Annotated in this window: 25 protein-coding genes and 1 pseudogene; 13 read left to right on the forward strand and 13 right to left on the reverse strand. The window is 66.5% G+C overall.

The genetic code is table 11. The features are described 5' to 3' along the window. The first annotated feature begins 62 nt into the window (after positions 1–62). Positions 63–362 (forward strand): DUF1330 domain-containing protein, encoded by a 300-nt coding sequence (locus ACQPZ2_RS16690; RefSeq protein WP_433526383.1) that lies wholly within the window; start codon positions 63–65, stop codon positions 360–362. Positions 363–365: 3 nt separating this feature from the next. Here the strand turns inward: ACQPZ2_RS16690 and ACQPZ2_RS16695 are convergent, their stop codons facing one another. The 3 genes from ACQPZ2_RS16695 to glsA all read right to left on the reverse strand — a co-directional run bounded on the left by ACQPZ2_RS16695 (position 366) and on the right by glsA (position 3859). Further along, complete coding sequence (locus ACQPZ2_RS16695) at positions 366–1169, reverse strand: enoyl-CoA hydratase (RefSeq protein WP_433526384.1); 804 nt, start codon at positions 1167–1169, stop codon at positions 366–368. 63 nt (positions 1170–1232) lie between these two features. Then, positions 1233–1916, reverse strand: a complete 684-nt coding sequence (locus ACQPZ2_RS16700; RefSeq protein WP_433526385.1) for an SIMPL domain-containing protein — start codon at positions 1914–1916, stop codon at positions 1233–1235. 77 nt (positions 1917–1993) lie between these two features. Further along, positions 1994–3859: a glutaminase A gene (gene glsA, locus ACQPZ2_RS16705; protein WP_433526386.1), complete on the reverse strand. Its 1866-nt coding sequence runs from the start codon at positions 3857–3859 to the stop codon at positions 1994–1996. A 201-nt stretch (positions 3860–4060) separates the two neighbouring features. Here glsA and dxs point away from each other — a divergent pair, with 201 nt between their 5' ends. Then, positions 4061–5959: a 1-deoxy-D-xylulose-5-phosphate synthase gene (gene dxs / locus ACQPZ2_RS16710; protein WP_433526387.1), complete on the forward strand. Its 1899-nt coding sequence runs from the start codon at positions 4061–4063 to the stop codon at positions 5957–5959. 60 nt (positions 5960–6019) lie between these two features. Here dxs and ACQPZ2_RS16715 read toward each other — a convergent pair whose 3' ends face one another. Then, positions 6020–6589 (reverse strand): CGNR zinc finger domain-containing protein, encoded by a 570-nt coding sequence (locus tag ACQPZ2_RS16715; RefSeq protein ID WP_433526388.1) that lies wholly within the window; start codon positions 6587–6589, stop codon positions 6020–6022. A 107-nt stretch (positions 6590–6696) separates the two neighbouring features. Between ACQPZ2_RS16715 and ACQPZ2_RS16720 the strand changes: the two genes are divergently transcribed. After that, positions 6697–7113 carry an SRPBCC family protein gene (locus ACQPZ2_RS16720; protein ID WP_433526389.1) on the forward strand — a complete coding sequence of 139 codons (417 nt, stop codon included), beginning with the start codon at positions 6697–6699 and terminating at the stop codon, positions 7111–7113. 14 nt (positions 7114–7127) lie between these two features. Here the strand turns inward: ACQPZ2_RS16720 and ACQPZ2_RS16725 are convergent, their stop codons facing one another. Continuing rightward, on the reverse strand, positions 7128–8402 hold the full coding sequence (locus ACQPZ2_RS16725; RefSeq protein ID WP_433526390.1) for an HRDC domain-containing protein: 1275 nt from the start codon (positions 8400–8402) through the stop codon (positions 7128–7130). 22 nt (positions 8403–8424) lie between these two features. Continuing rightward, positions 8425–8976, reverse strand: coding sequence for a DUF3000 domain-containing protein (locus ACQPZ2_RS16730; protein ID WP_387286025.1), 552 nt, complete (start codon positions 8974–8976; stop codon positions 8425–8427). A 171-nt stretch (positions 8977–9147) separates the two neighbouring features. On the opposite strand from ACQPZ2_RS16730, the gene hemE reads away from it, so the two are divergent. Then, the gene (gene hemE, locus ACQPZ2_RS16735; protein WP_387284794.1) at positions 9148–10203 is read left to right on the forward strand and encodes a uroporphyrinogen decarboxylase; all 1056 of its coding nucleotides are present in this window, start codon (positions 9148–9150) and stop codon (positions 10201–10203) included. Positions 10204–10239: 36 nt separating this feature from the next. After that, positions 10240–10773 (forward strand): uridine kinase family protein, encoded by a 534-nt coding sequence (locus ACQPZ2_RS16740; RefSeq protein WP_433526391.1) that lies wholly within the window; start codon positions 10240–10242, stop codon positions 10771–10773. 99 nt (positions 10774–10872) lie between these two features. Here ACQPZ2_RS16740 and ACQPZ2_RS16745 read toward each other — a convergent pair whose 3' ends face one another. Then, positions 10873–11514, reverse strand: a complete 642-nt coding sequence (locus ACQPZ2_RS16745) for a TetR/AcrR family transcriptional regulator (RefSeq protein WP_433526392.1) — start codon at positions 11512–11514, stop codon at positions 10873–10875. 217 nt (positions 11515–11731) lie between these two features. On the opposite strand from ACQPZ2_RS16745, the gene ACQPZ2_RS16750 reads away from it, so the two are divergent. The 4 genes from ACQPZ2_RS16750 (at position 11732) to ACQPZ2_RS16765 (ending at position 16773) form a co-directional block, all read left to right on the forward strand. Beyond that, positions 11732–12535 carry an SDR family NAD(P)-dependent oxidoreductase gene (locus ACQPZ2_RS16750; RefSeq protein ID WP_433526393.1) on the forward strand — a complete coding sequence of 268 codons (804 nt, stop codon included), beginning with the start codon at positions 11732–11734 and terminating at the stop codon, positions 12533–12535. Positions 12536–12565: 30 nt separating this feature from the next. Beyond that, positions 12566–13693, forward strand: coding sequence for a DUF5938 domain-containing protein (locus ACQPZ2_RS16755; RefSeq protein ID WP_433526394.1), 1128 nt, complete (start codon positions 12566–12568; stop codon positions 13691–13693). Between the two features lie 82 nt (positions 13694–13775). Further along, on the forward strand, positions 13776–15311 hold the full coding sequence (locus ACQPZ2_RS16760) for an acyl-CoA synthetase (RefSeq protein ID WP_433526395.1): 1536 nt from the start codon (positions 13776–13778) through the stop codon (positions 15309–15311). A 103-nt stretch (positions 15312–15414) separates the two neighbouring features. After that, the gene (locus ACQPZ2_RS16765; RefSeq protein ID WP_433526396.1) at positions 15415–16773 is read left to right on the forward strand and encodes a protoporphyrinogen oxidase; all 1359 of its coding nucleotides are present in this window, start codon (positions 15415–15417) and stop codon (positions 16771–16773) included. Positions 16774–16838: 65 nt separating this feature from the next. Here the strand turns inward: ACQPZ2_RS16765 and ACQPZ2_RS16770 are convergent, their stop codons facing one another. Beyond that, positions 16839–17081 carry a hypothetical protein gene (locus tag ACQPZ2_RS16770; protein WP_433526397.1) on the reverse strand — a complete coding sequence of 81 codons (243 nt, stop codon included), beginning with the start codon at positions 17079–17081 and terminating at the stop codon, positions 16839–16841. A gap of 90 nt (positions 17082–17171) precedes the next feature. Between ACQPZ2_RS16770 and hemQ the strand changes: the two genes are divergently transcribed. Further along, on the forward strand, positions 17172–17867 hold the full coding sequence (hemQ, locus tag ACQPZ2_RS16775; protein ID WP_040692486.1) for a hydrogen peroxide-dependent heme synthase: 696 nt from the start codon (positions 17172–17174) through the stop codon (positions 17865–17867). Between the two features lie 88 nt (positions 17868–17955). Here the strand turns inward: hemQ and msrB are convergent, their stop codons facing one another. Both msrB and ACQPZ2_RS16785 read right to left on the reverse strand, forming a co-directional pair. Beyond that, entirely contained in the window at positions 17956–18399 is a 444-nt protein-coding gene (gene msrB, locus ACQPZ2_RS16780; RefSeq protein WP_433526398.1) for a peptide-methionine (R)-S-oxide reductase MsrB, read from the reverse strand. 47 nt (positions 18400–18446) lie between these two features. After that, positions 18447–19793 (reverse strand): glycosyltransferase family 87 protein, encoded by a 1347-nt coding sequence (locus ACQPZ2_RS16785; protein ID WP_433526399.1) that lies wholly within the window; start codon positions 19791–19793, stop codon positions 18447–18449. A 150-nt stretch (positions 19794–19943) separates the two neighbouring features. Here ACQPZ2_RS16785 and ACQPZ2_RS16790 point away from each other — a divergent pair. After that, positions 19944–20837, forward strand: a pseudogene (locus ACQPZ2_RS16790) (IS982 family transposase). A 242-nt stretch (positions 20838–21079) separates the two neighbouring features. On the opposite strand, the gene ACQPZ2_RS16795 reads toward ACQPZ2_RS16790, so the two are convergent. Continuing rightward, positions 21080–22636, reverse strand: coding sequence for an alpha/beta hydrolase (locus ACQPZ2_RS16795; protein ID WP_433526400.1), 1557 nt, complete (start codon positions 22634–22636; stop codon positions 21080–21082). Between the two features lie 32 nt (positions 22637–22668). Continuing rightward, positions 22669–23430, reverse strand: coding sequence for a pyrimidine reductase family protein (locus ACQPZ2_RS16800; protein WP_433526401.1), 762 nt, complete (start codon positions 23428–23430; stop codon positions 22669–22671). Positions 23431–23465: 35 nt separating this feature from the next. On the opposite strand from ACQPZ2_RS16800, the gene zapE reads away from it, so the two are divergent. Both zapE and ACQPZ2_RS16810 read left to right on the forward strand, forming a co-directional pair. Next, positions 23466–24482, forward strand: coding sequence for a cell division protein ZapE (gene zapE / locus ACQPZ2_RS16805; RefSeq protein ID WP_433526402.1), 1017 nt, complete (start codon positions 23466–23468; stop codon positions 24480–24482). Beyond that, the gene (locus ACQPZ2_RS16810; RefSeq protein WP_433526403.1) at positions 24479–25288 is read left to right on the forward strand and encodes a tyrosine-protein phosphatase; all 810 of its coding nucleotides are present in this window, start codon (positions 24479–24481) and stop codon (positions 25286–25288) included. Before zapE ends, ACQPZ2_RS16810 begins: the two co-directional genes overlap by 4 nt. A gap of 1 nt (position 25289) precedes the next feature. Here the strand turns inward: ACQPZ2_RS16810 and ACQPZ2_RS16815 are convergent, their stop codons facing one another. Beyond that, positions 25290–25781, reverse strand: coding sequence for a GbsR/MarR family transcriptional regulator (locus ACQPZ2_RS16815; protein WP_433526404.1), 492 nt, complete (start codon positions 25779–25781; stop codon positions 25290–25292). Between the last annotated feature and the right edge of the window lie 2 nt (positions 25782–25783).

Raw genomic sequence — 25783 nt, forward strand, 5'->3', positions numbered from 1 at the left:
ACCACGGTGAAGTGTCCGGTTCCGTCGATTGCTGTTGTGGCAGCGCGGCTTACAGTCGAACCATGACCGTGTACGTCGTCGCACAGCTGAAGTTCACCGATCGCGCTGCCTACGATCGCTACCGTGCGCGCTTCCTCGAGGTGTTCACCCGCTACTCCGGCACTCTGCTGGCCTCCGATGAATCCCCGCGGGTGATCGAGGGCGAGTCGGATCGCGAGAAGGTCGTGCTGATGTCGTTCCCGGACGAGCCTGCATTTCGCGAGTGGGCGGATTCCCCTGAGTATCAGGAGATCTCGAAGGATCGTCACGCGGGTGCGGATACGGTGACGCTGCTGGTCGATGGCATCGGCCGCCGCTCGTGAAGGTCAGTCTTCGTATACCGGTGGCCGCCGGTCGCGCCGCGCCCGGATGGCTTCGTCGAAATTCTCGGTGGTGAGTCGGACGTAGAGCTGCGACATGCCCTCGTGCTGCATATGGGATTCGAAGCCGCCGGCCTCCATACCGCTCCACAGCATGCGTTTGGTGAGCTCGGTACCGACGCGGCTGAAGCTGATGATCCGTTCGGCCAGGTCGTAGCAGGTGTCCAGCAGTTCGGCGGCGGGCGCGACGCGCGAGACGAGGCCGATCCGTTCGGCCTCGACCGCGTCGACATCCCGGCCGGACAACATGATCTCGAAGGCCCGCGAGGCACCGATGGCGCGCGGCAGCAGGTAGCTGATCCCCAATTCCGCTGAGGTGAGGCCGTTATTGATGCCCGCCGCGCGAAAGTAGGCGTTCTCGCTGGCGATTCGGATATCGGTGGCGACGCTGAGACAGAAGCCACCGCCGATCGCCGCACCGTTGATCGCGGCGATGACCGGTTGGTTCATCCGCCGCAGCGTGATCATCACATCGTTGAGCAGATCCATCGAGCGCCGCGCAATGCTGGTCTTGGTCAGACCTTCGGTATCGGGAATCCGGCCCGCGTTCTGCAGATCCGCGCCGGAGCAGAAGCCCTCGCCCGCGCCGGTGAGCACCACGGCTCGCACTTCGTTATCGGCACTGACCGTTTCGAGTGCCTCGCGCAGCGGGATCATCACATCGAAGGCCATCGCGTTCATCCGTTCCGGCCGATTGAGCGCGACCAGCGCGACTTGCGGTCGCGGTTTCTCGATGAGCACGAATGACATGCGGACCCCTTCGGACACGATGAGGCCCTCACTGTACCCAAGCAAGCGTTAGGCCGGATGGAATCAGTCGAGCTGCCAGGTCGCGCGGATGGTCGCCGAGATTTCGGATTCGCCGAGTTCGACCGGAACCGGAGCGCCACCGTACGACTCGTTCATCGGGGCCGACATGGCCATGAGCCGAGGCGTGGCGGGTGGTGCGGAGGTGGCGTTCTCGGTGATTTCCAGAACCGGGCCGAGGGTGCGCCGCGCACGGCCCGCATACTGCTCAGCCTTTGCGAGCGCGTTGTCCCAAGCGGCATCGCGTGCGCGGATCAGCAGGCTCTCCTGATCGGCGAAACCGAGATCGAGGCCGCCGAGGCGGACATCGTCACCACCGGCGTCGACACAGTTGGCGATGATCGTGGCGGGGCCCGGATCGGCCGTTTCGCCGATGTCGCGCAGCACGACGGTGAGGTCGGTGGTCGCGACGTAACCGGTGATCTTCGAGCCACCGCCTTCGAGCCAGACCGTTTCGGTGCGTACAGACAGTCCGCTGGTGGCGATATCGGTGCCGGGAACGCCATCGGAGCGCAGCGATTCGGTGACCGCGGTGACGCGCTCACCGGCCTGGCCGTAGGCGAGCGCGACCTTGCCTGCCCGGGTTTCGACGGAAATGGTGACGCGCATCAGATCCGGGGTGGCGCGGGCGCTGCCGGACCCGAAGGTGGTGACCGTGCTCGCGGTGCCGTCGGACTTCTTCTTGCTCACAGCGCTCTCCTGACTTCATCGGTTTCAGACGCAACGGTCGATGCTTCGGAAATGTCCCCGTGACCCGGGCAAACCGGTCAATAGTCGCCGCCGCGCACGGCGATCGCGCGTACCGCCGCATCCATCTGCGCATACGCTCCCGCGGCGAGTCGCTCGAGCAGCGCGAGCTTGAGGTCCGGCGCTTGCTCGGTGAGCATGTCGAACCGCTCCGGACGCAGCACCGCGACGCGCACCGCGTTTTCCGCACGTGCCTCGTTCACGAACGGTGTCCCGACCAACATCGGGACCTCGCCGAAAGACATTCCCGCCGAAAGCGATACCAGCCGATGGATCCGGGCATCGGTGCCCTCGAAGGTGATCCGGACCCGGCCCTCGAGAATCAGATACAGCCCGGAGCGGGCGCTGCCGCGCTCGGCGATGACCTCGCCGCGAGCGATGGTGCGGACCTCGAAGTCCTTGGCCAGCCGGCTGCGATCGTCCGGAGCGAGAGCCGCGAGTGCGGGATGCTCCTCGATCGGCAGGGACGTGCACGCCGGTTCGTCCGCGGGCCGATGGTGGTCGAGGACGATGTCCTCGCACCATTCGGTCGCGGTATCGCGATCGATGAAGACCCGCCCCCGTGGGTCGGCCGGATCCAGGCCGGAGACCAGATGCCCCAGTTTGCCGTCCGGGTCGACAATGGCGACGCGGCAGCCCGCCGCGGCGAGTTCGATCTGCAAGGCATCGAGCATCTGGACCGCGATCCCGCTGACCTCACCGACCCGCCGCAGGTCCACTACCAAGGCCGCCAACTCGCGCGCCTGCTCCTCGATCGCGCGGACCGCCCGCTCCGCACCGGTGAACAATAAGTCGCCGTGCAGTTCGTAGACGCGGGCGCGGTGCCCGAATTCGGCGAGGACGTCCAACTCGTCGGTGGTGCGTCGCAGCCGTGACGGCACCTCGGCCACCGTGTACGCGGCACGGATCGCGGTGCGCGCGGACCGGGTGACGTGCAGGAAGTGCAATTCGAGCCGCTGTGACAGCGCCCGGCAGGCCGCGACACCGCGCACGCTGCTGCCGTGCGTGTCCAGCCGAGGGGAATAGACGGCGATGCCGATCTGGCCGGGCAGCACGGCCAGGATGCCGCCGCCGACGCCGCTCTTGGCGGGGAGACCGACGGTGGTCACCCAGTCGCCCGCGGCGTTGTACATGCCGCAGGTGGTCATCACACTGAGCACGCGTTCGGCGAGGGCCGCGGTCAGTGCGCGTTCGCGGGTCAGCGGGTTGAGTCCGTTATTGGCCAGCGTCGCGGCCATCAGCGCGAGATCGCGGCAGGTTACATCGATCGAGCACTGCCGGAAGTACCGGTCGACCGCCTCGTCCGGATCGGATTCGATGATGCCGAAGGAGCGCAGCATGTAGCCGATGGCGCGATTGCGGAATCCGGTGCGCGCTTCCGATGCGTACACCGCCTCGTTCATGGTCAGCTCGCGCCCGGCGAAGTGGGAGTAGCAGCGTCGGATGCGCTCGAAGCGCTCGGTCGGGTCGCGGCCGGTGACGAGTGCGGCCGCTGTGATGGCCCCCGCATTGATCATCGGATTGCGCGGGCGCTCGGTCACCGGATCCAGGCTGATCTCGTTGAACGCTTCGCCGGAGGGTTCGACATCGATGTGCTCGGCGACGGTCGCGATGCCCCGATCGGCCAGTGCGAGTGCGTAGGTGAAGGGTTTGGAGATCGACTGGATGGTGAACTCGGTGGTGACGTCGCCGGTACCGTAGACCCGTCCGTCCGCGGTGGCCAGGCACAGTCCGAACGAATCGGGTTGTACGGCAGCCAGTTCGGGGATGTAATCGGCGAGTTCCCCGGAATCGTCGGCGCGGCACAATTCGTAGACATCGGTGACGATGCGTGCCACGACGCCGGGGTCGACCGTTTGCGGAACCTTCTGCTCGGGCAGGGCCACGGGTCCACTCTAAGCTGGGTAACGTTAGGTGGACCGGCGAACTCGTCCGCCTGAGCGTGTCTTCGGATGGGCGGCGATTCGTGTGGAGGCTCACACTTCCACGCGAAGTCGGCTGGTGGCGGGGCATTGTCGTGCGGAGCCACTGGCGCGGCTCCGTAGACTGATCGGATCAGATGCGCTATCCGGAGGGAGCGAGTTCAGGTGGGAGTGCTTTCCCGGGTCGATACGCCCGAAGACCTGCGACGGCTGACCGTTGCCGAATTGGGTGAACTGGCGGAGGAGATTCGCGAGTTCCTGGTGCAGAAGGTCGCCGTCACCGGCGGGCACCTCGGCCCCAATCTCGGCGTGGTCGAGCTGACCATCGCACTACACCGGATCTTCGACTCGCCGGCCGATCCGTTGATCTTCGACACCGGGCATCAGGCCTACGTGCACAAGATCCTCACCGGTCGCAAGGATCAGTTCGACACGCTGCGCAAGCAGGGTGGATTGTCCGGCTACCCGAGCCGATCCGAGAGCGCCCACGACTGGGTCGAGTCCTCGCATGCCTCGGCCTCGCTGTCCTATGCCGACGGTCTGGCGAAGGCCTTCGCGCTGACCGGGCAGAACCGGCATGTGGTCGCGGTCGTCGGCGACGGCGCGCTCACCGGTGGCATGTGCTGGGAGGCGCTGAACAATATCGCCGCCGCGCCGGACCGGCCCGTCGTCGTGGTGGTCAACGACAACGGCCGCTCCTACGCGCCGACCATCGGCGGCCTCGCCGACCGGTTGACCGCGCTGCGCACCCAGCCCGCCTACGAGCATGCGCTGGATGCGGGGAAGCGGATCCTCAAGAGCATTCCGCGCGTCGGCGAATCCGCGTACTCGATGGTGCACGCGGTGAAGGCCGGGATCAAGGATGCGGTGAGTCCGCAGGAGCTCTTCAGCGATCTCGGGTTGAAGTATGTCGGGCCGGTGGACGGCCACGACACCGTCGCGTTGGAAGCGGCGCTGCGTCGCGCGAAGGATTTCGGCGGGCCGGTGGTCGTGCACGTGGTGACGCAGAAGGGGCGCGGCTACTCGCACGCCGAGAACCACGTCGCCGACCAGATGCACGCCTGTGATCCGATCGACCCGCTCACCGGCCGCCCGCTCGGCGGCCCCAAGGCGCTCGGCTGGACCTCGGTGTTCTCCCAGGAGCTGATCGCGCATGCGGAGAAGCGCGACGATATCGTCGCGATCACCGCGGCTATGCCCGGACCGACCGGTCTGGCGGCATTCGGGGAGCGGTTCCCGGAGCGGATGTTCGATGTCGGCATCGCCGAACAGCACGCGATGGCCTCGGCGGCCGGACTCGCCCTCGGCGGCATGCATCCGGTGGTGGCGATCTACTCGACATTCCTCAACCGCGCCTTCGACCAGTTGCTGATGGATGTCGCACTGCTGAAGCAGCCGGTGACGGTGGTGCTGGATCGCGCCGGAATCACCGGTCCGGACGGCGCCTCGCACAACGGCATGTGGGATCTGTCGGTGCTCGGCATCATTCCGGGCATGCGCGTTGCGGCCCCGCGCGATGCGGCGACATTACGTGAGGAGTTGGCCGAGGCGCTCGCGGTGAGCGACGGACCGACCGCCATCCGCTTCCCGAAGGGCAGTGTGGCCGAGGATATTTCGGCCGTCGAGCGGCTCGATGGGGTCGATGTGCTGCGGCTGCCCGAGCGTGAGGGCGGCTCTGCTCGAGCCCAGCGCGGTGATGTACTGCTGGTCGCGGTCGGACCTTTCGCATCGACCGCGGTCGCGGTCGCGGATCTGCTGGAGCCGGAAGGTATTTCGGTCACGGTCATCGATCCGCGGTGGGTGCTGCCGGTTTCCGATACAGTCGTCAAACTCGCCGAAAACTACCGTCTCGTAGTGACTCTGGAAGACGGCGGTCTGCATGGCGGCATCGGATCCACCGTATCCGCGCGCTTGCGCGGTGCGGGCTTGGATGTGCCGACTCGCGATCTCGGTGTGCCGCAACACTTCCTGGACCACGCGTCGCGCAACGAGGTGCACGAAGAGCTCGGACTGACGGCTACCGATATCGCCCGCCGCATCTCGGGCTGGCTCGACGCACGCTGATCCAGGGGTTGTCGCCCCGGTGCCGACCGGCGCTGGGCGGCACCATCATTGGTGCTTCGACTACCGTGCTGCGTTACGGCGGTGGGAGGCACGGACTTTTACGCGATTGCCGCAGACGTCCATCGAGCACCAGGTGCGGCCGCGGTTGCGGGAATGATCGTAGAAGGCCCAGCGGCAGCTCGGTTCCCGGCAGGTCTTGAGGCGTGACCAGGTGCCCGCGGCGACCGCGGTGGCGACGTCGGCGAGCAGGGTGGCCAGGGCATGGTCGACGCGGTCGTCGGTGTGCGGGACCAAACGGGGCGGGGTGCTGGTCACCTCCAGAGTCAGTGGCAGCGCCGCGGTGAGCGCGGCGAGTTCGGTGCGGGCCGCTGGGTTCAGACCGTCTGGACGGGGACTGGTGACGGGTTCGGCGTTGTTCGTGGCGAGTAGGGCGCGCAGACCCTCGCGGACTCGGACGGTTCGCTGTTGTGCGGCCGTATCGGCTGAGCCCTCGGGCAGCAATTCGTGTGCGCGGAGCCAACTCGTCAACTGCTCGGGTGTGCCGATGTCGTCGCCGTCCGCGCGGCGCGTGTTGACGAATTCCACCAGACGAGCGAGCGCCGCAGGTGCGGCATCGACTGTGTCGGACATGAAGTCAATAGTAACTGCCCATTGACGATGGCTGGTTACCTAACTACCGTTTCGGAAACAGAAGTTATCCCGAGCGGAGACTCCGCTCCGATACAGGAGGATCAATCATGGGATCGGTCAAGAGGGAGATCCTCGTCGAGGCGCCCGCCGAGCAGCTGTGGGCGATCATCGGCGACTTCGCGCAGGGCCCGGAACGTATGGCGCCCGGTTTCGTCACCGACAGCACCCTCGACGGTCCGGACCTGCGCATCGTCACCTTCGCGAACGGCACGGTGCTGCACGAACGGTTCATCGCGCTCGACGAAACCGAACGCCGGATCGTGTTCTCCATCGTCGGGGGAAGCGTCACCCCGGAGCACGACAGCTCGTCCATGCAGGTTTTCCCGCACGCCGACGGCAGCCGTTTCGTCTGGATCCACGACACCCTGCCGCACGAACTCGCCGACGCGTTCGGCGCATCCATGGAGCACGGCCTGCAGGTCTTCAAGCAGTCCGTCGAGACCGCCGTCGCGACCTCATCCTGAACGCCGAGTCCGGCCTACTCGGAGGTTGGGGTCAGGGCGGCGGCGAGTCGGGGGACCGCGAGTTCGCGCTGCCAGGGTCGGGCGCCACCCGACTTGAGGAATCCGTCGACCGCGGCGGATAGGTCGTCGAACTCGCCCACACGGTCGTAATCAGGGAGTCCGTCCCAGCACAAGCGGCGCACCAGGTCGGGGGAGAGCAGATTTTCCACCGGAATCGCGTACTCGATGGACAGTTCACCCATCGCCGCGCGTGCTCGAACCAGTCGGGCGGCGGCGGACGGATCGCGGCGCTCCCAGCGGTTCACCGGGGGCGGTCCCTCGAACGGTTGGGTCAGGGGTGGTAGGTCGGTGTCGGGGAGGGCGCGGCCGCGGTCGACGGCGGCGAGCCAGTCGCGGGAGTAGCGGCGTTGGCGTGGCCCGCCGAAGACCGGCAGGGTGCGTAGTTGGGCGATGGTGCGCGGTTCGGCATTCGCGGCGGCGATGATCGCGGCATCCGGGAGGATGCGGGCCGGGGCGACATCGCGGGTGCGCGCGAGGGTATCCCTGGTGGTCCACAGTTCGCGCACGATGGCCAGCTGGCGGGTGCGGCGCAGGGTGTGGATGCCGGAGGTGCGCCGCCAGCGGTCGGCCTTCGGCGTACCGGGTTCGGTGATCCGGACATGCTCGAATTCCTGTGCGGCCCAATCGGCCTTGTGCTGGACGTCGAGCGAAACGGCCACCTCGTCGCGCAGCTCGAGCAGCAATTCGACATCGAGCGCCGCGTAGTTCAGCCAATCGTCGGGCAGCGGCCGGGTCGACCAGTCGGCCGCGCCATGACCCTTGCGCAATGCGCGGCCGAGTAGCCGCTCCACCATGGCCGCCAGTCCGACGCGCTCGAAACCGGCCAGCCTGCCACCCAATTCGGTGTCGAACAGTCGCGCGGGGCGCAGGCCGAGTTCGGCGAGTCCGGGTAGATCCTGGTCCGCCGAATGCAGCACCCACTCCAGATCGTTGATCGCGGCGGCCAGCGGTTCGAGCGCATCGGCGACCGGAATCGGATCGATCAGGAAACTGCCCGAACCCGCGCGCCGTAACTGGATCAGGTAGGCACGCGCCGAATACCGGAAACCGGAGGCGCGCTCGGCATCGACGGCCAGTGGACCGGTGCCCGCCGCGAGCCGAGCAGCGGCGTCGGCGACCTCTGCGGCGGTTACGAGCACGGGGGGCACACCGGCGGCAGGCACGAGCAGCGGCTCCGCCGTGCTTTCTGGTGGCGTGTTGCTTTGCTCGGACTCGTCTGCTACCGACATAAACCTGAACTTTACGTGGCGATCAGGTGTGGTCGTTGCTGGTATACGACTCCGGTCGCAGATGGGTGATTCCGGCGGGCGGCAAACCGGCCGCGTAGGCCAGCACTTCGCAGAAGCCTTCCACGTGCGGACGCATATCGGTGGTCATCGCGGTCCAGGAGGCGCGCAGCTCCAATTGGTGTGCGCGCGGCGGTCCGGCGATATCGCCGTAGCGCACCGAACTGGTGGAGGTGACGGTGCCGCCGAGCGCGGTGAACGGTTCGCCGCGGGTTTCGAGCGCGTCGACCAGCCAGCTCCAGGCGACCTCGGGCAGCAGCGGGTCGGTGGCCAGTGCCGCATCGATATCGGCCTGGATGTAGGCCACCAAGCGGAAGACACCGTGCCAGGCCTCGCCGCCCTCGGGATCATGCAGCAGGATCAGCCTGCCGAAGGCATCGCCCTCGGAATCGACCGGCACCACATTGGTTTCAGGGTGTTTGACTTCCGCGCCTAGTGCGTACGAAAAGGGTGCCAGGCGTTGTGGGGGCCGGATCGGTGCCAGCTCGATTCGAGGGTGCACGGTTGCGGTGCCCATCGCATCGACCGCGGCGCGAAATTGAGCTGGCTCGCCGTTGGGTCCTTCGGTCGGTGCGGCTCCGTCGCGGAAGTCGAGCGGTGTCACGGAAGCGACGGTAGACCTTGCGTGCCCGGCGCAGTCGGAGGCGCGCCGCTAGAGGGCCTTGCGGGCCGCATACGATAGGCGGTGATGAGCACTCAAACCCGTCGCCGGTTGACCGATGCCCCGTTCCTGGCCGCCGCCACCGGCGCCGCACCGAGCCGTCGTCCGGTGTGGTTCATGCGGCAGGCCGGACGGTCGCTGCCCGAGTACCGCGAACTGCGCAAGGGCATCGGCATGCTGGAGTCGTGCTTCGACCCGGAGCTGGTGTGTGAGATCACCATGCAGCCGATCCGGCGCCACGGTGTCGACGCGGCGATCTTGTTCTCCGACATCGTCGTTCCGCTGAAGGCCGCCGGTATCGATCTCGATATCGTGGCCGGTGTCGGGCCGGTGATCGCCTCGCCGGTGCGCACCATCGCGGATGTGCGCGCACTGCCGCGGCTGCGGCCCGAAGAGGTGGGCGCGGTGACCGACGGGGTGAAGCTGCTGACCGACGCGCTCGGCGATACGCCGCTGATCGGATTCGCCGGTGCGCCGTTCACGCTCGCGTCGTATCTGGTCGAGGGTGGGCCGAGTAAGAACCACGAGCGCACCAAGGCGATGATGCACGCCGACCCGACGACCTGGCACGAGTTGCTCGGCGTCCTGACCGATATCACCATCGCTTTCCTGCAGGCACAGTTGGCCGCCGGCGTGGACGCCGTGCAGTTGTTCGATTCGTGGGCCGGTGCGCTCTCGCTGGCCGACTATCGCGAATTCGTGCTGCCGCATTCGGAGCGGGTATTCGCGGAGGTCGCCGCGGCCGGGGTGCCGCGGATCCACTTCGGGGTCGGGACCGGTGAACTGCTCGGTGCGATGGGCGAGGCGGGCGCCGATGTCGTGGGCGTCGATTGGCGGGTGCCGCTGACCGAGGCGGTGCGTCGGGTCGGACCCGGAAAAGCGTTGCAGGGCAACCTGGATCCCGCCGTGCTGTTCGCCGGATCCGCTGCCGTCGAGGCCGAGGCGCGGCGTATCGCACACGAGGCCGATGAGGCGATCACCATGGGTGCGGCCGGTCATATCTTCAACCTCGGGCACGGAGTGCTGCCCGACACCGATCCGGGTGTGCTGACCGCCCTGGTGCAACTCGTCCACGAACTGTGACCGGCCGGTCGGCCGGTGCCGCCGGGTAGGAGTCCGGTGCTCGAAGAGATCGCGGGTCGGGTCGCCGCCCGCGCGCCGCGACTCGGTTCGACCCGCCTGGTAGCGGTGGACGGTCCGGCCGGAGCCGGAAAGTCTACGTTCGCAGCGTCTTTGGCGGCACTGTGCGATGCCCAGGTGGTCTCCGCCGACGACTTCGCGGCTGGAAACAACGAACTCCCCTGGTGGCCGCGGCTCGAACAGCAGGTGCTGGTGCCGATCGCCCAGGGGCGTGTCGGGCGATATCAGCGATACGACTGGGACAAGCGGGATTTGGCCGAATGGCACGATGTCAGGCCCGGGGGAGTGCTCGTACTCGAAGGCGTCTCCTCGGCCCGCGCCGTCGTCCGCGATCGGCTATCGCTCGCGGTATGGATCGACACCCCGCGCGCGGTGCGTCTGGCACGCGGTCTCGAACGCGACGGTGTCCACACCCTGCCCTTATGGGAGCAGTGGATGGCCGCTGAAGACGAGCACTTCGCCACCGACAACACGCGCGACCATGTGGACCTGATCATTCCCGGTTCGCCTTGACCACCCTCCGCAAACGAATGACGTAACGGACTTGTCGCGCGGATCGCGCCTTGTGTGCGGCCGTAAATGGCCGTGCGGCAGTGTGATTCCGGAGGTCGGCTAGGGCTTGCGCTGTCCGATCACCACATCGAGCAGAGCGGCGGCTTCGATGGCGAGCGTGTCGACGGCATCGCTGTGTCCGGCGAGTTTGCGCAGCAGCGCCTGTTGGAAGAGGCCGTCGAAGATGGCGTAGGCGGTGGCGGAGGGGACCAGCAGCGGTCGACCCGACAGCTCGGCGAAGCGGTCGACGACGTTGCGGATCATCTCCTCGCGATGGCCGTCGATTTCGAGCACGTCATCGCGGAAGGACTCCTCGAACAGACTCTGGTTGCGCAAGTCGTACCAGAGCCGGTGCAGGGGGGCGTCGGCATCCAGGGTGGCGGCCATTGCGGCGCCGAAGTCGCGCCGGAGCTGGTCGGCTGTCGCCGCTGCGGTGACGATGTCGTCGTAACGGGTGACGCACACCTGCTCGTATTGCCGCACCGCGTGGGTGATCAGCTCGACCTTGTCGTTGAAGTAGTAGTGCAGCACTCCGTGGGTGAACTCGGATTTCTGCGCGATCTCCCGCAGGCTGGTCCGGGCATAGCCGAGTTCGGCGAGGGTGTGCAGTGCGGCGGCGGCCAGCTGTGCGCGTCGCTCGCCGAACTTGTCGACCTGTCGGCGCGCGATTCGATCCCGCCTGGTCTCGACGATTTCGGTCATCGTGGCTTCTCTCCGTCACCGCTCATGTGAATTCGCCCAGTCTATCGCGGTATCGGCGATGGGCGACCAGCTGGTTTGACGATCGTGCAAGAAATGCTTGACGACTGTCAAAAAAAGTCTTGACGACCGTCAAGCATGCGCGCACACTGTGATCCACGTCGCATCTGATCAGTCGAATGCGAAATCCGAATGGACGATCTCGAGGAGGAGATGCCGGATGAGTGGGTACGACCTGACCGGGCGCACGGCCCTGGTAACCGGTGGTGCGCGAGGACTCGGCGCGGGTATGGCCGAGGCGCTGGCCCGCGCCGGAGCGGCGGTCGCGATCGGCGATGTGCGCGAGGATCTCGGTAAGGAGACCGTGGAAGCGCTGCGGGCCGGCGGCGCGAGGGCCGAATTCGTGCCGCTCGATATCACCGATGACGCGCACTGGGCGCAGGCGGTCACCGATACCGTCGCAACGCTCGGCGGCCTCGACATCGTGGTGAACAACGCCGGTGTCGAAATCACCAGCCTCGTGGTCGATCTCGATCCGGAAGAAGTGCGCCGGATGCTCGAGGTGAATGTGCTCGGCACCGCACTGGGCATCAAACATGCGCTGCGGGCGATGCGCCCCGGTGGCGCTGCGGGGCGCGGTGGCGCCATCGTGAATATCGCCTCGGTCGCCGCGACCATCGCCTTTCCCGGTATTTCGGTGTATTCGGCGACCAAGTCCGCGGTGGATCGGCTCACCAGGGTGGCGGCGATGGAGTCCGGGAAGCTCGGCTACGGCGTGCGGGTGAACTGCGTATACCCCGGACTCGTCCCGACCGAGATGGGGGCCCAGTTGGCCGACGATGTCGCTCGGATCGGCTTGTTCCCCAGTGCGGAAGCCGCCGTCGGCGCCGTCATCGAACAGACGCCGCAGGGACGGCTCGGCGAGGTTGCCGATATGGCCGACGCAGTGGTGTTCCTCGCCTCCGATGCCGCGCGCTTCATCACCGGTGCTGGTCTGCCGGTCGATGGCGGCATGGGCATGTGAGTACTGCGACAACGAAAGGTTCGAGATTTCATGAGCACCGATAAGCCCGTCGTCGTCTACGGCGCATCCGGATACACCGGCCGTCTGGTCTGTGAATACCTTCGCGAATTCAATATTCCGTTCGTCGCCGCGGGCCGGGACAAGACCCGGTTGCAGGAGGCGATCGACAAGATTCCCGGTATCGACACCGTGGAGCACGAGGTCGTCGAGGTCGCCCACGAGGTCGCCACGCTGACCGAGCTGTTTCGTGGCGCCGGGGTTGTCTGCAACACTGTCGGCCCGTTCGCGCAATACGGCCACGAGGTGGTACAGGCATGCGTGGCAGCGGGGACCCACTACCTCGACACCACCGGCGAACAGGATTGGCTGATCGACTGCGATGAGCAGTACGGCGCCGAGATGGCGGCTCGCGGTCTGCTGCTCGCGCCGGGCGTGGCGCAGATGTACACCACCGGCGAGATCGCCGCGAATATCTGCCTGGAAACCCCCGGTCTGGACACCCTCGATATCCAGGTCTTCTGGAAGGGCTTCCCGACGGTCGCGTCCACGAAGACGATCCTGGTCAATGCCGCGCTGTCCAAGGCCTATTACCTCGAACAGAACCAGTATGCGGAGTGGCCCGCGGACGCCGGACTCTACGACGTGGTGGTGCCCGGCCAACACGAGATCGGGCTCGCACTGCCCTGGGGTGGTACCTCGCATCCGGTGTGGTTCAAGCGCGATCCGCGGGTCGCGAATGTGAAGGTGCTCGGCGGCGTTTTCAACCGGCCGTTGATGCAGGGCGTGCCGCAGATCGTGCAGGCGGTCGTCGAGCAGGTCAAAGATCTTCCGGTGCAGGAGAAATATCGCGTCCTGGCCGAGCAGGCCGCACTGGTGCGCGACGAGATGCCGCCGCGGGAGAATCCGCGGATCAACACCTCGCTCGATTCCGTGCACGCGTCCGGACCGCTGGCGCGCGCCCACTGTGTGATCTACGGGAACTGCAACTACAAGCAGACCGGCCTGATGCAGGCGTTTGCCGCGAATGCACTGCTACAGGCGCCGCCGAAACGAACCGGGTTCGCCTCGGCGTGCCAGGCCTTCGGTCATCGGGAACTGCTCGGAGTGCTCCGCGGTTTCGGATTGGTCAGTGAACCGGTCCTGAACGTGCACCGTTGATCGCGGTCTCGGGCCACGGGTGCCCAGCGCTGCCCGTGGCCCGAATCGGCCACTTCCACAACAGCTTCCGCAGAGGATTACCGTGCGTTTGACCGACTATCTCGACAAGGGCGCTTCACTCGGCGCCGCCGCGCCCTGCCTGACCATGAACGGGCGCACGCTGACCTATGCGGAAGTGCAACAGTTGTCGTGGCGCATCGCCGGGGCACTGGCGCGATCCGGCATCCGGCCCGGCGAGCGGGTCGCGATCCTGTCGGCGAACGACACGCTGGCCTTCGCCTGCGTTTTCGGCATCGCCCGCGCGGGCGCGGTGTGGTGTCCGATCAATCCACGTAACGAGGCGGCGGAGAATCGGGAACTACTAGACCTTTTCGACTGCACCTGCCTGATATTCCAATCCGCCTTCGCGCCACTCGTTTCGGTCATCGCACCGCAACTACCCGGACTGCGGACCCTGGTCTGTTTGGACGGAAATGCCTCCGACGCAACAAGTTTCGAGGACTGGCTGCGCGAATGTCCGGCCGATCCAACGCAGGTCGAGCCGATCGACGAACTCGCCATGCTGGTCGGCACCGGAGGCACGACCGGACGGCCGAAGGGGGTCCGGCTCACCGGCCACAATATCGAGGCGATGACCGCACTGACTTTGATGAGTTATCCATTCGAACTTCGGCCTCACTACCTGGCACTGGCACCCCTGACCCACGCGGCGGGCGTGCTGTGCTTTCCGATCCTGACCCTCGGCGGTGAGATCGTGGTGATGCCCGCCCCGGATCTCGGTGAATTTCTCACGTTGATCGAGCGGCACCGGATCACCCACACCTTCCTGCCGCCGACGCTCATCTACATGCTGCTGGATCATCCGGCGCTGCCGGAAGCGAATCTCGGTTCGCTGCAGTGCCTTTGGTACGGTGCCGCCCCGATGTCGACGGCCCGGCTGGCCGCGGCGCTGGACCGGATCGGCCCGGTCATGGGCCAGCTGTTCGGACAGTCCGAAGCGCCCATGATGGTTGCCACGCTGGCGCCGAAAGATCACTTCCGTCCCGACGGATCGATCGCCACCGAACGACTGTCATCGGCCGGACGGCCGACCCCGCTCACCCAGGTGGCCATCATGGATGCCGAGGGTCGGCTGCTTGCCTCGGGTGAGCGCGGCGAAATCGTGGTCAGGGGTCCGTTGGTGATGGCCGGGTACCACAAGAATCCAGATGCGACGGCCGAGGTGTCGCGGTACGGCTGGCATCACACCGGGGACATCGGTTACCTCGATACCGACAACTATCTCTACGTCGTCGACCGGGCCAAGGACATGATCATCACCGGCGGATTCAACGTGTACTCCGCCGAGGTCGAACAGGCGATGCTGACGCATCCGGCGGTCCAGGACTGCGCGGTCATCGGACTTCCCGACGATAAGTGGGGTGAGCGGGTCACCGCTGTCGTGCAATTGAACCTCGGCCATACCGTGACCGTCGACGAACTGCGCGAGCACACCAAGGCGCGACTCGGCGGGGTGAAAACTCCCAAGCAGGTGGAGATCTGGCCCGATCTGCCGCGCTCGAAAATCGGCAAAGTGCTCAAGCCGGAGATCCGGGCGCAGCTGCGCGGCGACCGTTGAAAACACCCGCCCGGTCCCCGGACTCCGGGTGCTGACCGTGTGCTCGGTCACGAAGGTGAGGGGTGTGGTCGGTGCGGATCCGTCGGCGGGCTACGGTCGCGACATGAGAATCGCGGTGGTCGGTGGCGGGATCAGCGGGCTTGTCGCGGCGTACCGGTTGCGGGGGCTGCTGGGGACGCAGGCGGAGATCGTGGTCATCGATCGGGGCGCGCGGCTGGGCGGGATTCTCTATACCGGCGAATTGGCCGGAGAGCCTTTGGATCTCGGGGCGGAGGCGTTCGTCGGGCGGCGGCCGGAGGTACCCGCGCTGCTGCGCGAACTCGGGCTGGAATCGGAGTTGGTGGTGCCCGCCGGGTTGCGGCCGCTGGTCTGGGCGCAGGGCAGCGCGCATCCGCTGCCGGAACGCACGTTGATGGGCATTCCGTCGGATGCCGAGTCGATGCGCGGGCTGGTCGATGCCGAGACGCTCGAGCGGATCGATGCGGAGACGCGACGGCCGCTGGCCTGGTATCCGGACGCCGACATCGACGTCTACAGCCTGGTAGCCGACCGGTTCGGCGCGCAGGTCGCCGAGCGCGGCGTCGATCCGCTGCTCGGTGGCGTCTATGCGGGCAGTTCGCGCTCCATCGGGGTGCGCGCCGCACTGCCGACGCTGGCCGCCGCGCTCGACAACGGCGCGTCGAGCCTCACCAAGGCGGTCGCGGCCGCGCTGCCGCCGCCCTCGAACACGCCGGTTTTCGGCGGCCTTCGTGGCGGCTACCGGGTGCTCCTCGACGTATTGGCCGCCAAGTCCGAGGCGGAATTCATCACCGCGACCTCGGCCACCCACCTGACCCGCGCGACTCACGGCTGGGTAGTCGAACCGATCGGCGCGGTGGACGCGGTGGTGCTCGCCACCCCCGCCCCGGTGACCGCGAACCTGCTGCGCCCCTTCGCGCCCGCCGCCGCATCGGCCGCGGGTGGCATCGAATTGTCCTCGTCTGTCGTTGTGGCCCTGGCCCTTCCGCGTGACACCGCGCTGCCGCAGAACTCCGGCATCCTGGTCGCCACCGGAGAACCCTTGCGTGCCAAGGCCTTCACCCTGTCGAGTCGCAAGTGGACCCACCTCGCCGAACGCGAAACCGCCGCCGTCCGAGCCTCATTCGGCAAATTCGGCGACGACTCCACCCAGACTTGGACCGACGCCGAACTCATCGCCGCCGCCACCGAAGACCTCGCCACCGTCACGGGTGCCACCATCGAACCGATCTCGGCCGTGGTTCAGCGCTGGCCCGGCGGTCTGGCCCAATACGCCCCTGGCCACCTCGACCGCATAGCCGAAATCGAATCCACTACAGCCCATTTCGAGGGCCTGGCGATAGCGGGTGCCTACCTCCACGGTGTCGGCGTCCCCGCCTGCGTAGCCTCCGGCACCGCCGCCGCCCACCGCATAGCCACCACCCTGACCCACACCGCCGCCTGATCCGCGCAGCACCGGGGTAGGCAGCACCTCGAGCTGCGGTGTCTTGATGGCGCTGCGCAATGCGACTACCAGGTGGGCAATGCCCTGATCTGAGCCGCGGCAGCCGTGCCACGGACCGCGACTATGGGCTGGCCAGTGCCGGATCTGAGCTCCGGCATCGCGATCGGCGCCGCGCCGCGTAGTGCGACTTCCTGGTGGTCGGGGCCCGACCTGCGGCGTCCAGATCGGCGTTGCGCCTGCGCGGTGCTGCGACCGGGTTGCAGTGCGATGACCTGTGCCGCGGCGCCCTGATCGGCACTGCGTCGCACGCTGCCCGCCACGGAGATGCGGCGCGCGCATCCGCGTCGGGAATGGCCCGCACGGATGCATTGATTCGGCGCAGTGGCACGATAGGAATCATGGCGCGACTCGACTATCAAGCACTCAATTCCACCATCCGCTACCTGATGTTCTCGGTGTTCCAGGTGCAGCCGGGTGTGCTGGGGGACGACCGTGAGGCCGCCATCAAGGAGGCGCGGGCGTTCTTCGATGGGCTCGCCGAGCGTGATGTCGTGGTTCGCGGCATCTACGACGTCGCGGGGATGCGCGCCGATGCCGACTTCATGATCTGGTCGCATGCCGAGCGGGTCGAGGATCTGCAGTCCGCGTACGCGGATTTCCGGCGCACCACCGAACTGGGCCGGGCCAGCGCGCCGGTCTGGAGCAATGTGGCGCTGCATCGGCCCGCCGAATTCAACAAGAGCCACATTCCGGCGTTCCTGGCCGGTGAGGATCCGGGCAACTACATCTGCGTCTACCCGTTCGTGCGCTCCTACGAGTGGTATCTGCTGCCCGACGATGAGCGCCGCAAGATGCTCGCCGACCACGGCAAGGCCGCACGCGGCTACCCGGATGTGCGCGCCAACACCGTCAGCTCCTTCGCTCTCGGCGACTACGAGTGGATCCTCGCCTTCGAGGCCCCGGAACTGCACCGCATCGTCGACCTCATGCGCGACCTGCGCGCCACCGAGGCCCGCCTGCACGTGCGCGAAGAGGTCCCCTTCTTCACCGGCCCCCGCGTCGAAATCGAAAAACTCATCGCCGCGCTGCCCTGAGCTACTGACCCATGGCGCATGCCCCAGTTTTTCGGGGCATGCGCAACAAGCCGGTCGGTCTGTATCTTTCGCTCAGCGCGCAGTCGTTCTATTCCGCTGCTCTGCCCGAGGGGTGCAGTTGCAGGGCGATGGAGTTGATGCAATAGCGCTTATCGGTGGGCGTGCTGTATCCCTCGCCCTCGAAGACGTGGCCGAGGTGGCTGTGGCAGTTCGCGCACAGCACTTCGACCCGGTGCATGCCGAGTGTGTCGTCGGAGCGCAGAATGACCGCCTCCGACTTCGCCGGGTCGAAAAACGACGGCCACCCGCAATGCGAATCGAATTTCTCGGCGCTGCGGAACAATTCGGCCCCGCACGCCCGGCACACATAGACGCCCTCGGTCTTGGTGTCGGTGTACTCGCCGGTGAACGGACGTTCGGTCGCGGCCTGTCGCAGCACCGCGTATTCCTCGGGATTCAGCTTGGCCTTCCACTCCTGTGGGGTCAGCTGGATCCGGGGTGCGGGTAGGGACGTGTCGGCGTCAGAACTCATTGCTCCACGCTAATAGGTTTTCGATGCCCGCGCCGACTGTCCAGTCGCTACTTGAGTGCACTCGCCCGCGGGTCATCGAGCAATTCGCTGCCGTTCGTCGCCTCGCCGGGAGTGCTTTCGTATTCCATCTCCGGCTCGACCACCAGCGGCGCGTCCTCGGCGGCATCCCGCGAATCCGGCGCCGAGCGCATCCACTCCGGATCGATTCCGAACTGCAGCCGACCTTCCCGTCGCGCCGCCAGATACCGATCGCCGAGCACGCACGTGATGACGATCAGCAGCAGACCCCAGCCGAAGGTGATGCGCAGATACTCCAGATTGCGCCCCAGGCCCTGCCAGCGGTCCGAGAGCCACTTGTCGTAGGACATGAATCCGAAGACCGCCAGCCACGCCGGCCAGTTCCGCAGCACCGAATTGCGCAGTACCACCGACATCAGCAGCGGGAACAACATCATCGAGTAGTACATCTGACCCAGTGAGGACAGCAGGAACGACGCGGTCATCAGCACACCGGACGAGGTCGTCACGAAGAAGAGTTCGTCGTCGCGACAGTAGCGATACAGCAGCCACAGCGAGATGGCTACCACCACGCCCATCACGATGCGAATACCCCAGGTCAGCCATAGCGGCAGACCGTAATATGCGGCATTGCCGACAATCGCGCTGTTGAAGTAGTCCCGGGATTCGAAGATGTAGCGCGCCGTCCGGGTGAAGAACTTGTCCGCGTCCTTCGACAGCGGCCAGGCGACAGCGGTGAGCGCGACCGGAACACCGATAGCGGTGTAGAACACCTTCCATTGCCCGCGCGCCGCCGCGATCAGCACCAGCGGTGCGAGCGTCGGTTTCACCGCGATACTCAAACCCAATATCGCACCGGCCCACAGATCCCGCCGGGCGAGCAGCAGCATGATGAAGGCCACCTCGGCCAGCAGCACGCATCCGTTCACATTGGTGAAAACCAGTGTGTTGATGACGGTTTCGGAGCTGAACATGGCCAGCAGGAGGGCCGGCGCCGCCACCGACGACACCGTGAACTTGAACAGCTTGAGCAGCAGGTACCAGGCCAGGATGATGGCGGCGGCATTCAACAGGATGAAGCACCAGCGCGACTTCTCGGGATCGATCAGCGCCAGGGGCGCGATGAGCAGCGTGCCGCTCGGGGGATACAAGTAGTGCGGATCCACCAGATTGTAATTCGCGGTGTACACCGGTCGGTGGTTGAGGAACGCCAGCGACGCGTTGTAGACCGGTTTGAAGTCATCGGTGATGAACCCGTTGACTGCCTTGATGAAGACCCGGTTGAGCACAGTCATGACCGCGAGCGGCCAGAGTGCGAACTTGATCACCTCGGCGGTGGTGCGAGCGGTGCGAGGCTCGAGCTGTCGAAGTAACACTGGGGCACGGTACACCGGATCCGCACACGACGGTTGCCTGGACCTACCTGGCGCGCCGAGGTTAGGGGAAATGACTGCGCCTCGCTAGACGAGTAAGTCCGAAGTCCCGGCGTTGCCTGGACATGGACGGAGGGCGCCGAAGACCATTGTGTGACGAACGACCTTGACGCCCTCCTGACCGCACTGTACGTGAAAATCGACGATGAATTGGCGGGTCCACGCTGGACGGGGCGGCCACCGGTGCTGACCGACTCGGAACTGGTGTGCCTGGCGGTGGCCCAGTCGCTGCTCGGATTCACCTCCGAATCGCACTGGCTGCGGTAAGCCCGCAAGCATCTGACCGGGATGTTCCCGTACCTGCCGCAGCAGTCCGGGTACAACAAGCGGCTGCGCAACGCGTTGGGACTGGTCAAGCGGGTGATCCGAATGCTGGCTCGCGCCAGCGATTTCTGGCTCGACGACTGCTGGATCGTGGACTCGACTCCGGTGCCGTGTGGCATGTCCCGACCCACGGTGAAGCGGTCGGAGCTGGCCGGGTGGGCCGGCTACGGCTACTGCGCTTCCCACTCCCGCTTCTACTGGGGGCTGAAACTGTATCTGGTGTGTACCCCGGCCGGAATGCCGATCCTGTGGGCCCTAGCAGACCCGAAAATCGGTGAACGCGAGGTGCTTTCGGCCATGCTCGAAGTCGATTCAGCTGTAGCCGCTGAGCACGAGGGCATCCTGTTGATCTGCGATAAGGGCTTCGCGGGCCGTGAGTTCGAAACGCTGGTGGGCGAGTACGGGATCACCATGCTTCGCCCGTCCCGCAAGGACGAGAAAACCCGATACGGTGAGCCGTTACTGAAGAAGGTCCGCCAGTTGATCGAGTCGGTCAACGACACTCTCAAAGGCCAGCTCGACCTGGAAGACCACGGCGGACGTTCCTACCAGGGCGTGGCGATCCGCGTTGCCCAGCGCATCCTGGCGATGGCCACCGCGATCTGGCACAACACCCTGATCGGCGCACCAATCACCCGGTCGCTGATCGCTTACGATCACTGACCGGCCTTCGGACTTACTCGTCTAGCGCTCGGCTCCGTCATATCCCCTAAAGGGGCTGTGTGATCGATTCGCTCGCTGCGCTCACTCACGCGACTGCGCCTCGCTAGCGCTCGGCTCCGTCATATCCCCTAAAGGGGCTGTGTCATCGATTCGCTCGCTGCGCTCACTCACGCGACTGCGCCTCGCTAGCGCTCGGCTCCGTCATATCCCCTAAAGGGGCTTGATGCGCTCGCGTCGCTCGCCTATGCGGGGCATGCCGTCCCATCAGCAGGCAGCTTGGCGTCTTTCAGGTAGTCGATGAGAGCCCGCTGCGCACAACCGGAATGGGCGAAAACCGGATGCCCCCAACCCTGCCAGGTGATCGCGGCCTTGCGCGCGCCGGCGGCGCCGAGCGCACCGGTCACCGAGGCTTGACCGCCGTCGCCGACCAACGGATCCGCGATCCCGCCGAGCACGAGAACCGGCAGGTCCAGCTTCTCCGGCAGCGGCGGTGCGGCGCTGACCGGCCACGCGACGCATTCCATCATCCCGATCGCGGCAGACCTGCCGAAGACCGGATATTTGGTGCCCCAGGTGTCCGCGAGCTCCTTGGCCTTGGTGGGGCTCGGTGGCAGCTGGTTGTCGGTGCAGCGGTTGACGAACTGGCCGTCGGCCGCCGTGGCGGCGGTTTCGCGCTGGATCAGCGTCCCGAGCGGACCGCGATCGCCGCGCCCGGCGGCCGAGAGTGCGTCGGCGAGTTCGGCGACATGCGCGGCTTGGTCGCGTGGAGCGGCCAGGAAGCCCGACACCCCGGTCAGCAGCCCATTCGCGGAGATATCGCCGAGTCCGCCACTGCTCGCCTTGCGCACCAGATCGATGATCGCCGCGCGCGGGTCGGCACCGAGTGAGCAGCCGACGCCGGTACAACGCTGGGCGAATGCGGTTACCGCGGCCTCCGCGCCCTGGACACGCTGTTCGGTGCGGGTGACGGCATCTGCGCCGACGGCTTCCGGTGAGTCCAGCACCAGGCGCGCCAGGTGGTCGCCGAATTTGCGCGCGTAGCTGAGCGCGACCTTCGCGCCGTTGCCCGAACCGAGCAGGTCGATCCGGTCGACCTGCCATTGCCTGCGCAGCTGCTCGATGTCGTCGGCGGCGTGCGGTGCGTCGAAGGTGCCCTCATAGGGCTGCAGGAAGTCGCGGCAGGCGATGGTGGCGTCCTGGCTGAATCCGGTCACCGCTTCGACGGGATCGCTTGCACCCGGTCCGAATTGCCCGTTATCGGCCAGGCCGCGGCGGGACTCGGCGGTCATGCAGTCGATCGGTTGCGAGGTGCCGAGACCGCGCCGGTCCACGGCGACGATCGGGCGGCTGGCCAGCAGCCCGTTGCCCGCGCCGACGGCGAGCCCGGCCAGTGTCGCGGTGGAGGAGCGGTCCGCGCCGGAGGTGATGACCAGCGGCGCGACATCGGTCGGGGTCTGCGGCAGCCGGGCCCGCATGGCGCCGGTGCGGAAGTTGCCGAGCACGCCGCCGGTCGAATCGATCGGGGTGGTGTATTCGGCGCAGTCCAGGACCAGGCCGGACGGCGCGGGGCCGAGGCCGAGTAGGTCGAGCGTGGGTGTGGTGCAATCGCGCCAGGTCAGATCGGTTTTGGGGACACCGGCATCGGGCGGCGGCGCGATGACCGTGGTCGGGTGCGGACCCGCCCCGCCCTGCGGGGCGCGCTCGACGGCGACGCCGGGGCGATCGGAAGGTCCCGCACCGCATCCGGCGATCATGATCGAGAGTGTCGATGCCAGCACGACGGCCCGAGTCCAGCGCATGCGCTACAGCCTGCCAGGTTCGTGCGGTTTGTTCATGAACGGGTCCAGCGGGTCAGCACAGTGCCGTCGTCGTCGAGCAGGATATGCCTGCGCACCATCGGTACCCGGAACTCGTGTGCCGACAGCGAGATTCGGCGCGCGGTACCGCCCACCAGGATCGGCGCGGTGGTGATGCACAGTTCGTCGACCGCATCTGCCTCCAGCAGCTCACCGAACAGATGCGGGCCGCCCTCGCACAGCACCCGCCGCAGCCCGAGGTCGGTGAGTGTGTTGAGCAGGCCCTGCGGGGTGATCGCGACACCGCCCGCCTCGATGACGTGCGCGCCCGCATCGGCGAGTTGCTGTTTGCGATCCTCCGGCGCGGTGCTGGTCGTAATGATCAGCGTCGGAACTTTGGTATCGGTGAACAGCCGCGCGCCCGCCTCCAGCGAAGCGCTCGCGGTGACCACGGCGATCGGTGGCGGTGCGCCGTCGCGATGTCCGCCGATGCCGCGGTCGTAAAGGGCGCGCCGGAAGACCGGGTCCGTCCCGGCGCCGCCGTAGTTCTCCGCCCGCGCGGTGCCCGCGCCGACCACGATCACATCGGCCAATTGCCGCAACAGCATGAAGACGGTTTTGTCGGCGGGGGTGCCGAGGCCTTCGGAGGCATTGCCGCTGGTGGCGGATCCGTCGATGCTGGAGACGAAATTGGCGCGGACCCAAGGTGCCTCGAGTTCGGTGGGGTAGGCGTACAGGTCGGCGAGCTCGTCCCGGCTCAGTCCTGTGAGCTGGATCGCATTGTGGATACGCTGCATGAAGAAAGATCACACCACGTCATTAGGCTTCCAGCATGCAAGAGCGCCTTGTCGATCGCCATCCGGAGGTTCCGGCGGACCAGTTGGTCGCCCAGATGGTGCCACCGCCCATGTTCGACGAGGTCAGTTTCGCCTCCTACATTCCCGATCCCAAGGAGCCGACCCAGGCGGCCGCGGTCCGCAAGGCCGAGGATTTTGCCGGTCAGGTCGCCAAGATCCATCAGGCGGCTAACAAGAAAAGCCTCTTCGGGAAGAAGAAGCCGATCAGCGGCGCCGGGCTCTACCTCGACGGCGGCTTCGGTGTCGGCAAGACCCACCTGCTGGCCTCCATTTTCCACAGCGCGCCCGCGCCGAAATCCTTCGGCACCTTCGGCGAACTCACCAATCTCGTTGGCGCACTCGGCTTCAACAATGCCGTCGAGCGGCTCGCGGCGAACAGCGTGCTGTGCATCGACGAATTCGAACTCGACGATCCCGGCGACACCATGCTGGTCTCGCGGCTGCTGACCGAACTGTCGGCGCGCGGCGTCTCCATCGCCGCCACCTCCAACACCCTGCCCGGCCAGCTCGGGGAGGGCCGCTTCGCCGCCCAGGACTTCCTGCGCGAGATCAAGAAGCTCGGTTCGATCTTCGAACCCGTGCGCGTCGACGGTCCGGACTACCGGCACCGCGATCTGCCGCCCGCTCCCGAACCAACCTCACCGGAGCTGCTCACCGAACGCGCTTGCGCCACAATGGGTTCCACGCTCGACGAATTCGACGCGCTGCTGAAACATCTGAGCACACTGCACCCGTCGAAGTACGGTGCGCTGATCTCCGGGGTGTCGTCGGTATTCATTTCGAATGTGCATCCGGTGACCGATCAGGCGGTCGCGCTGCGGATCGTCGTGCTGGCCGACCGGCTGTACGACGCGAGCATTCCGGTGACGGTTTCGGGTGCGAAGCTGGACGAGATCTTCTCCAAGGAGATGCTCGACGGTGGTTACCGCAAGAAGTACCTGCGTGCGATTTCGCGTCTGCTGGCGCTTTCGCGCTTCGAGGTTGCCGCGTGATCGGAGCAGTCGTGGTCCGTCGTTCCGTTCGAGTCCCGGTCGCACTGGCTGCCGGGCTGACCGTCGCCTTCGGGCCGGTGGCAGGCGTCGCATTGGCCGACCCGGTCAGCGTCACCGATCCGGTCGCCTTCGACCGCGCACTGAATCTGCAGGGCGTGCAGAACGGCCGTGACGCGGGCGGCTATCGCACCACCGACGGACACTGGGTGCGTACCGGGCTGGTCTACCGCACCGGTCAGCTCAACAATGCGACTCCGGCCGATCTGGCCGTGCTGGCCGACCGTCAGGTGCGCGTGGTCGACGATCTGCGCACCGTTTACGAGCGGACCATCGCGGCCGACCGCCTGCCCGCTGCTGCGGTCGCGAACTGGAACGACGTCATCGGTCAGGCGCCGCCGCAAACCCTGGTCACCACCCTCACCGGTGGCAATGACCTGTACCGGGCATTCATCACCGCGCCCGGCGCGAACGAGGCCTTCGCCTCGGTGCTGCGCGACATCATCGACACCGACGGCGCCGTACTCTTCCACTGCACCGCGGGCAAGGACCGCACCGGCTGGACCTCCGCGGTCCTGCTGACCATCCTCGGCGTGGACCGCGACACCGTCACGCAGGATTACCTGCTGTCCAACCAGTACCGCAATGCCAGCCCGAACGATCCGCTCAACGGCGTCTCGGCCGCGTGGCTGGATGCCGCGTTCGACCAGGCGAACCAGAGCTACGGCAGTTTCGACAATTATGTCCGTGCGGGATTGAAGCTGTCGGCCACCGATGTGGCGGCACTGAAGGCGAAGCTGCTGGCCTGAATCAGGAGGGATGCTCGGCATACCACCGATCGATCAGCGCGGGCAGTTCCTTGCCCATCCACACGAAGAACTCGTGCATATCCCGAACCCGTTCGGCGTCAGCACCATTCGGGTCGTCGAATAGTGCGAGCCCGCGCGCGGTCATATTGGTGAGGTCGGAGTACATGCCGCTCTGCTGACGGGTCAGCTCCGGCAGAATTCCGGGCCGGATCGAGTAGTAGTCCTTGCGATCGCCCGGCTTGGAGATCTTGTCCACCCAGCGCATGGTGACCAGCGTCTTCAATGCCGACGAGATGGAACCCTTGGACGCCTGCAGCGCATCGGCGATCTGGCCGAAGGTCTGCTCCGGCGGATCACTGACAAGCAACCACCCCGCGGCCCGGCCCGTCATCCTGACCAGGCCCATCCGCTCCAGTACGAGCGCGAAATCCTCGACGAATGCCAACTTTTCCGGAGTCGGTCCGGTTGTCTGCTCGTTGTCGGTGGTGCCCATCG

This window comes from Nocardia pseudovaccinii (genome assembly GCF_050942345.1).
In the GTDB taxonomy this organism is placed as follows: Bacteria; Actinomycetota; Actinomycetes; order Mycobacteriales; family Mycobacteriaceae; genus Nocardia; species Nocardia pseudovaccinii.

Coding starts and splice junctions, on each gene's coding strand:
- ACQPZ2_RS16690 (WP_433526383.1), top strand. CDS start 63: ATGACCGTGTACGTCGTCGCACAGCTGAAGTTCACCGATCGCGCTGCC.
- ACQPZ2_RS16695 (WP_433526384.1), bottom strand. CDS start 1,169: ATGTCATTCGTGCTCATCGAGAAACCGCGACCGCAAGTCGCGCTGGTC.
- ACQPZ2_RS16715 (WP_433526388.1), bottom strand. CDS start 6,589: ATGTCCGACACAGTCGATGCCGCACCTGCGGCGCTCGCTCGTCTGGTG.
- ACQPZ2_RS16720 (WP_433526389.1), top strand. CDS start 6,697: ATGGGATCGGTCAAGAGGGAGATCCTCGTCGAGGCGCCCGCCGAGCAG.
- ACQPZ2_RS16725 (WP_433526390.1), bottom strand. CDS start 8,402: ATGTCGGTAGCAGACGAGTCCGAGCAAAGCAACACGCCACCAGAAAGC.
- ACQPZ2_RS16730 (WP_387286025.1), bottom strand. CDS start 8,976: ATGGGCACCGCAACCGTGCACCCTCGAATCGAGCTGGCACCGATCCGG.
- hemE (WP_387284794.1), top strand. CDS start 9,148: ATGAGCACTCAAACCCGTCGCCGGTTGACCGATGCCCCGTTCCTGGCC.
- ACQPZ2_RS16745 (WP_433526392.1), bottom strand. CDS start 11,514: ATGACCGAAATCGTCGAGACCAGGCGGGATCGAATCGCGCGCCGACAG.
- ACQPZ2_RS16750 (WP_433526393.1), top strand. CDS start 11,732: ATGAGTGGGTACGACCTGACCGGGCGCACGGCCCTGGTAACCGGTGGT.
- ACQPZ2_RS16755 (WP_433526394.1), top strand. CDS start 12,566: ATGAGCACCGATAAGCCCGTCGTCGTCTACGGCGCATCCGGATACACC.
- ACQPZ2_RS16765 (WP_433526396.1), top strand. CDS start 15,415: ATGAGAATCGCGGTGGTCGGTGGCGGGATCAGCGGGCTTGTCGCGGCG.
- hemQ (WP_040692486.1), top strand. CDS start 17,172: ATGGCGCGACTCGACTATCAAGCACTCAATTCCACCATCCGCTACCTG.
- msrB (WP_433526398.1), bottom strand. CDS start 18,399: ATGAGTTCTGACGCCGACACGTCCCTACCCGCACCCCGGATCCAGCTG.
- ACQPZ2_RS16795 (WP_433526400.1), bottom strand. CDS start 22,636: ATGCGCTGGACTCGGGCCGTCGTGCTGGCATCGACACTCTCGATCATG.
- ACQPZ2_RS16800 (WP_433526401.1), bottom strand. CDS start 23,430: ATGCAGCGTATCCACAATGCGATCCAGCTCACAGGACTGAGCCGGGAC.
- zapE (WP_433526402.1), top strand. CDS start 23,466: ATGCAAGAGCGCCTTGTCGATCGCCATCCGGAGGTTCCGGCGGACCAG.
- ACQPZ2_RS16815 (WP_433526404.1), bottom strand. CDS start 25,781: ATGGGCACCACCGACAACGAGCAGACAACCGGACCGACTCCGGAAAAG.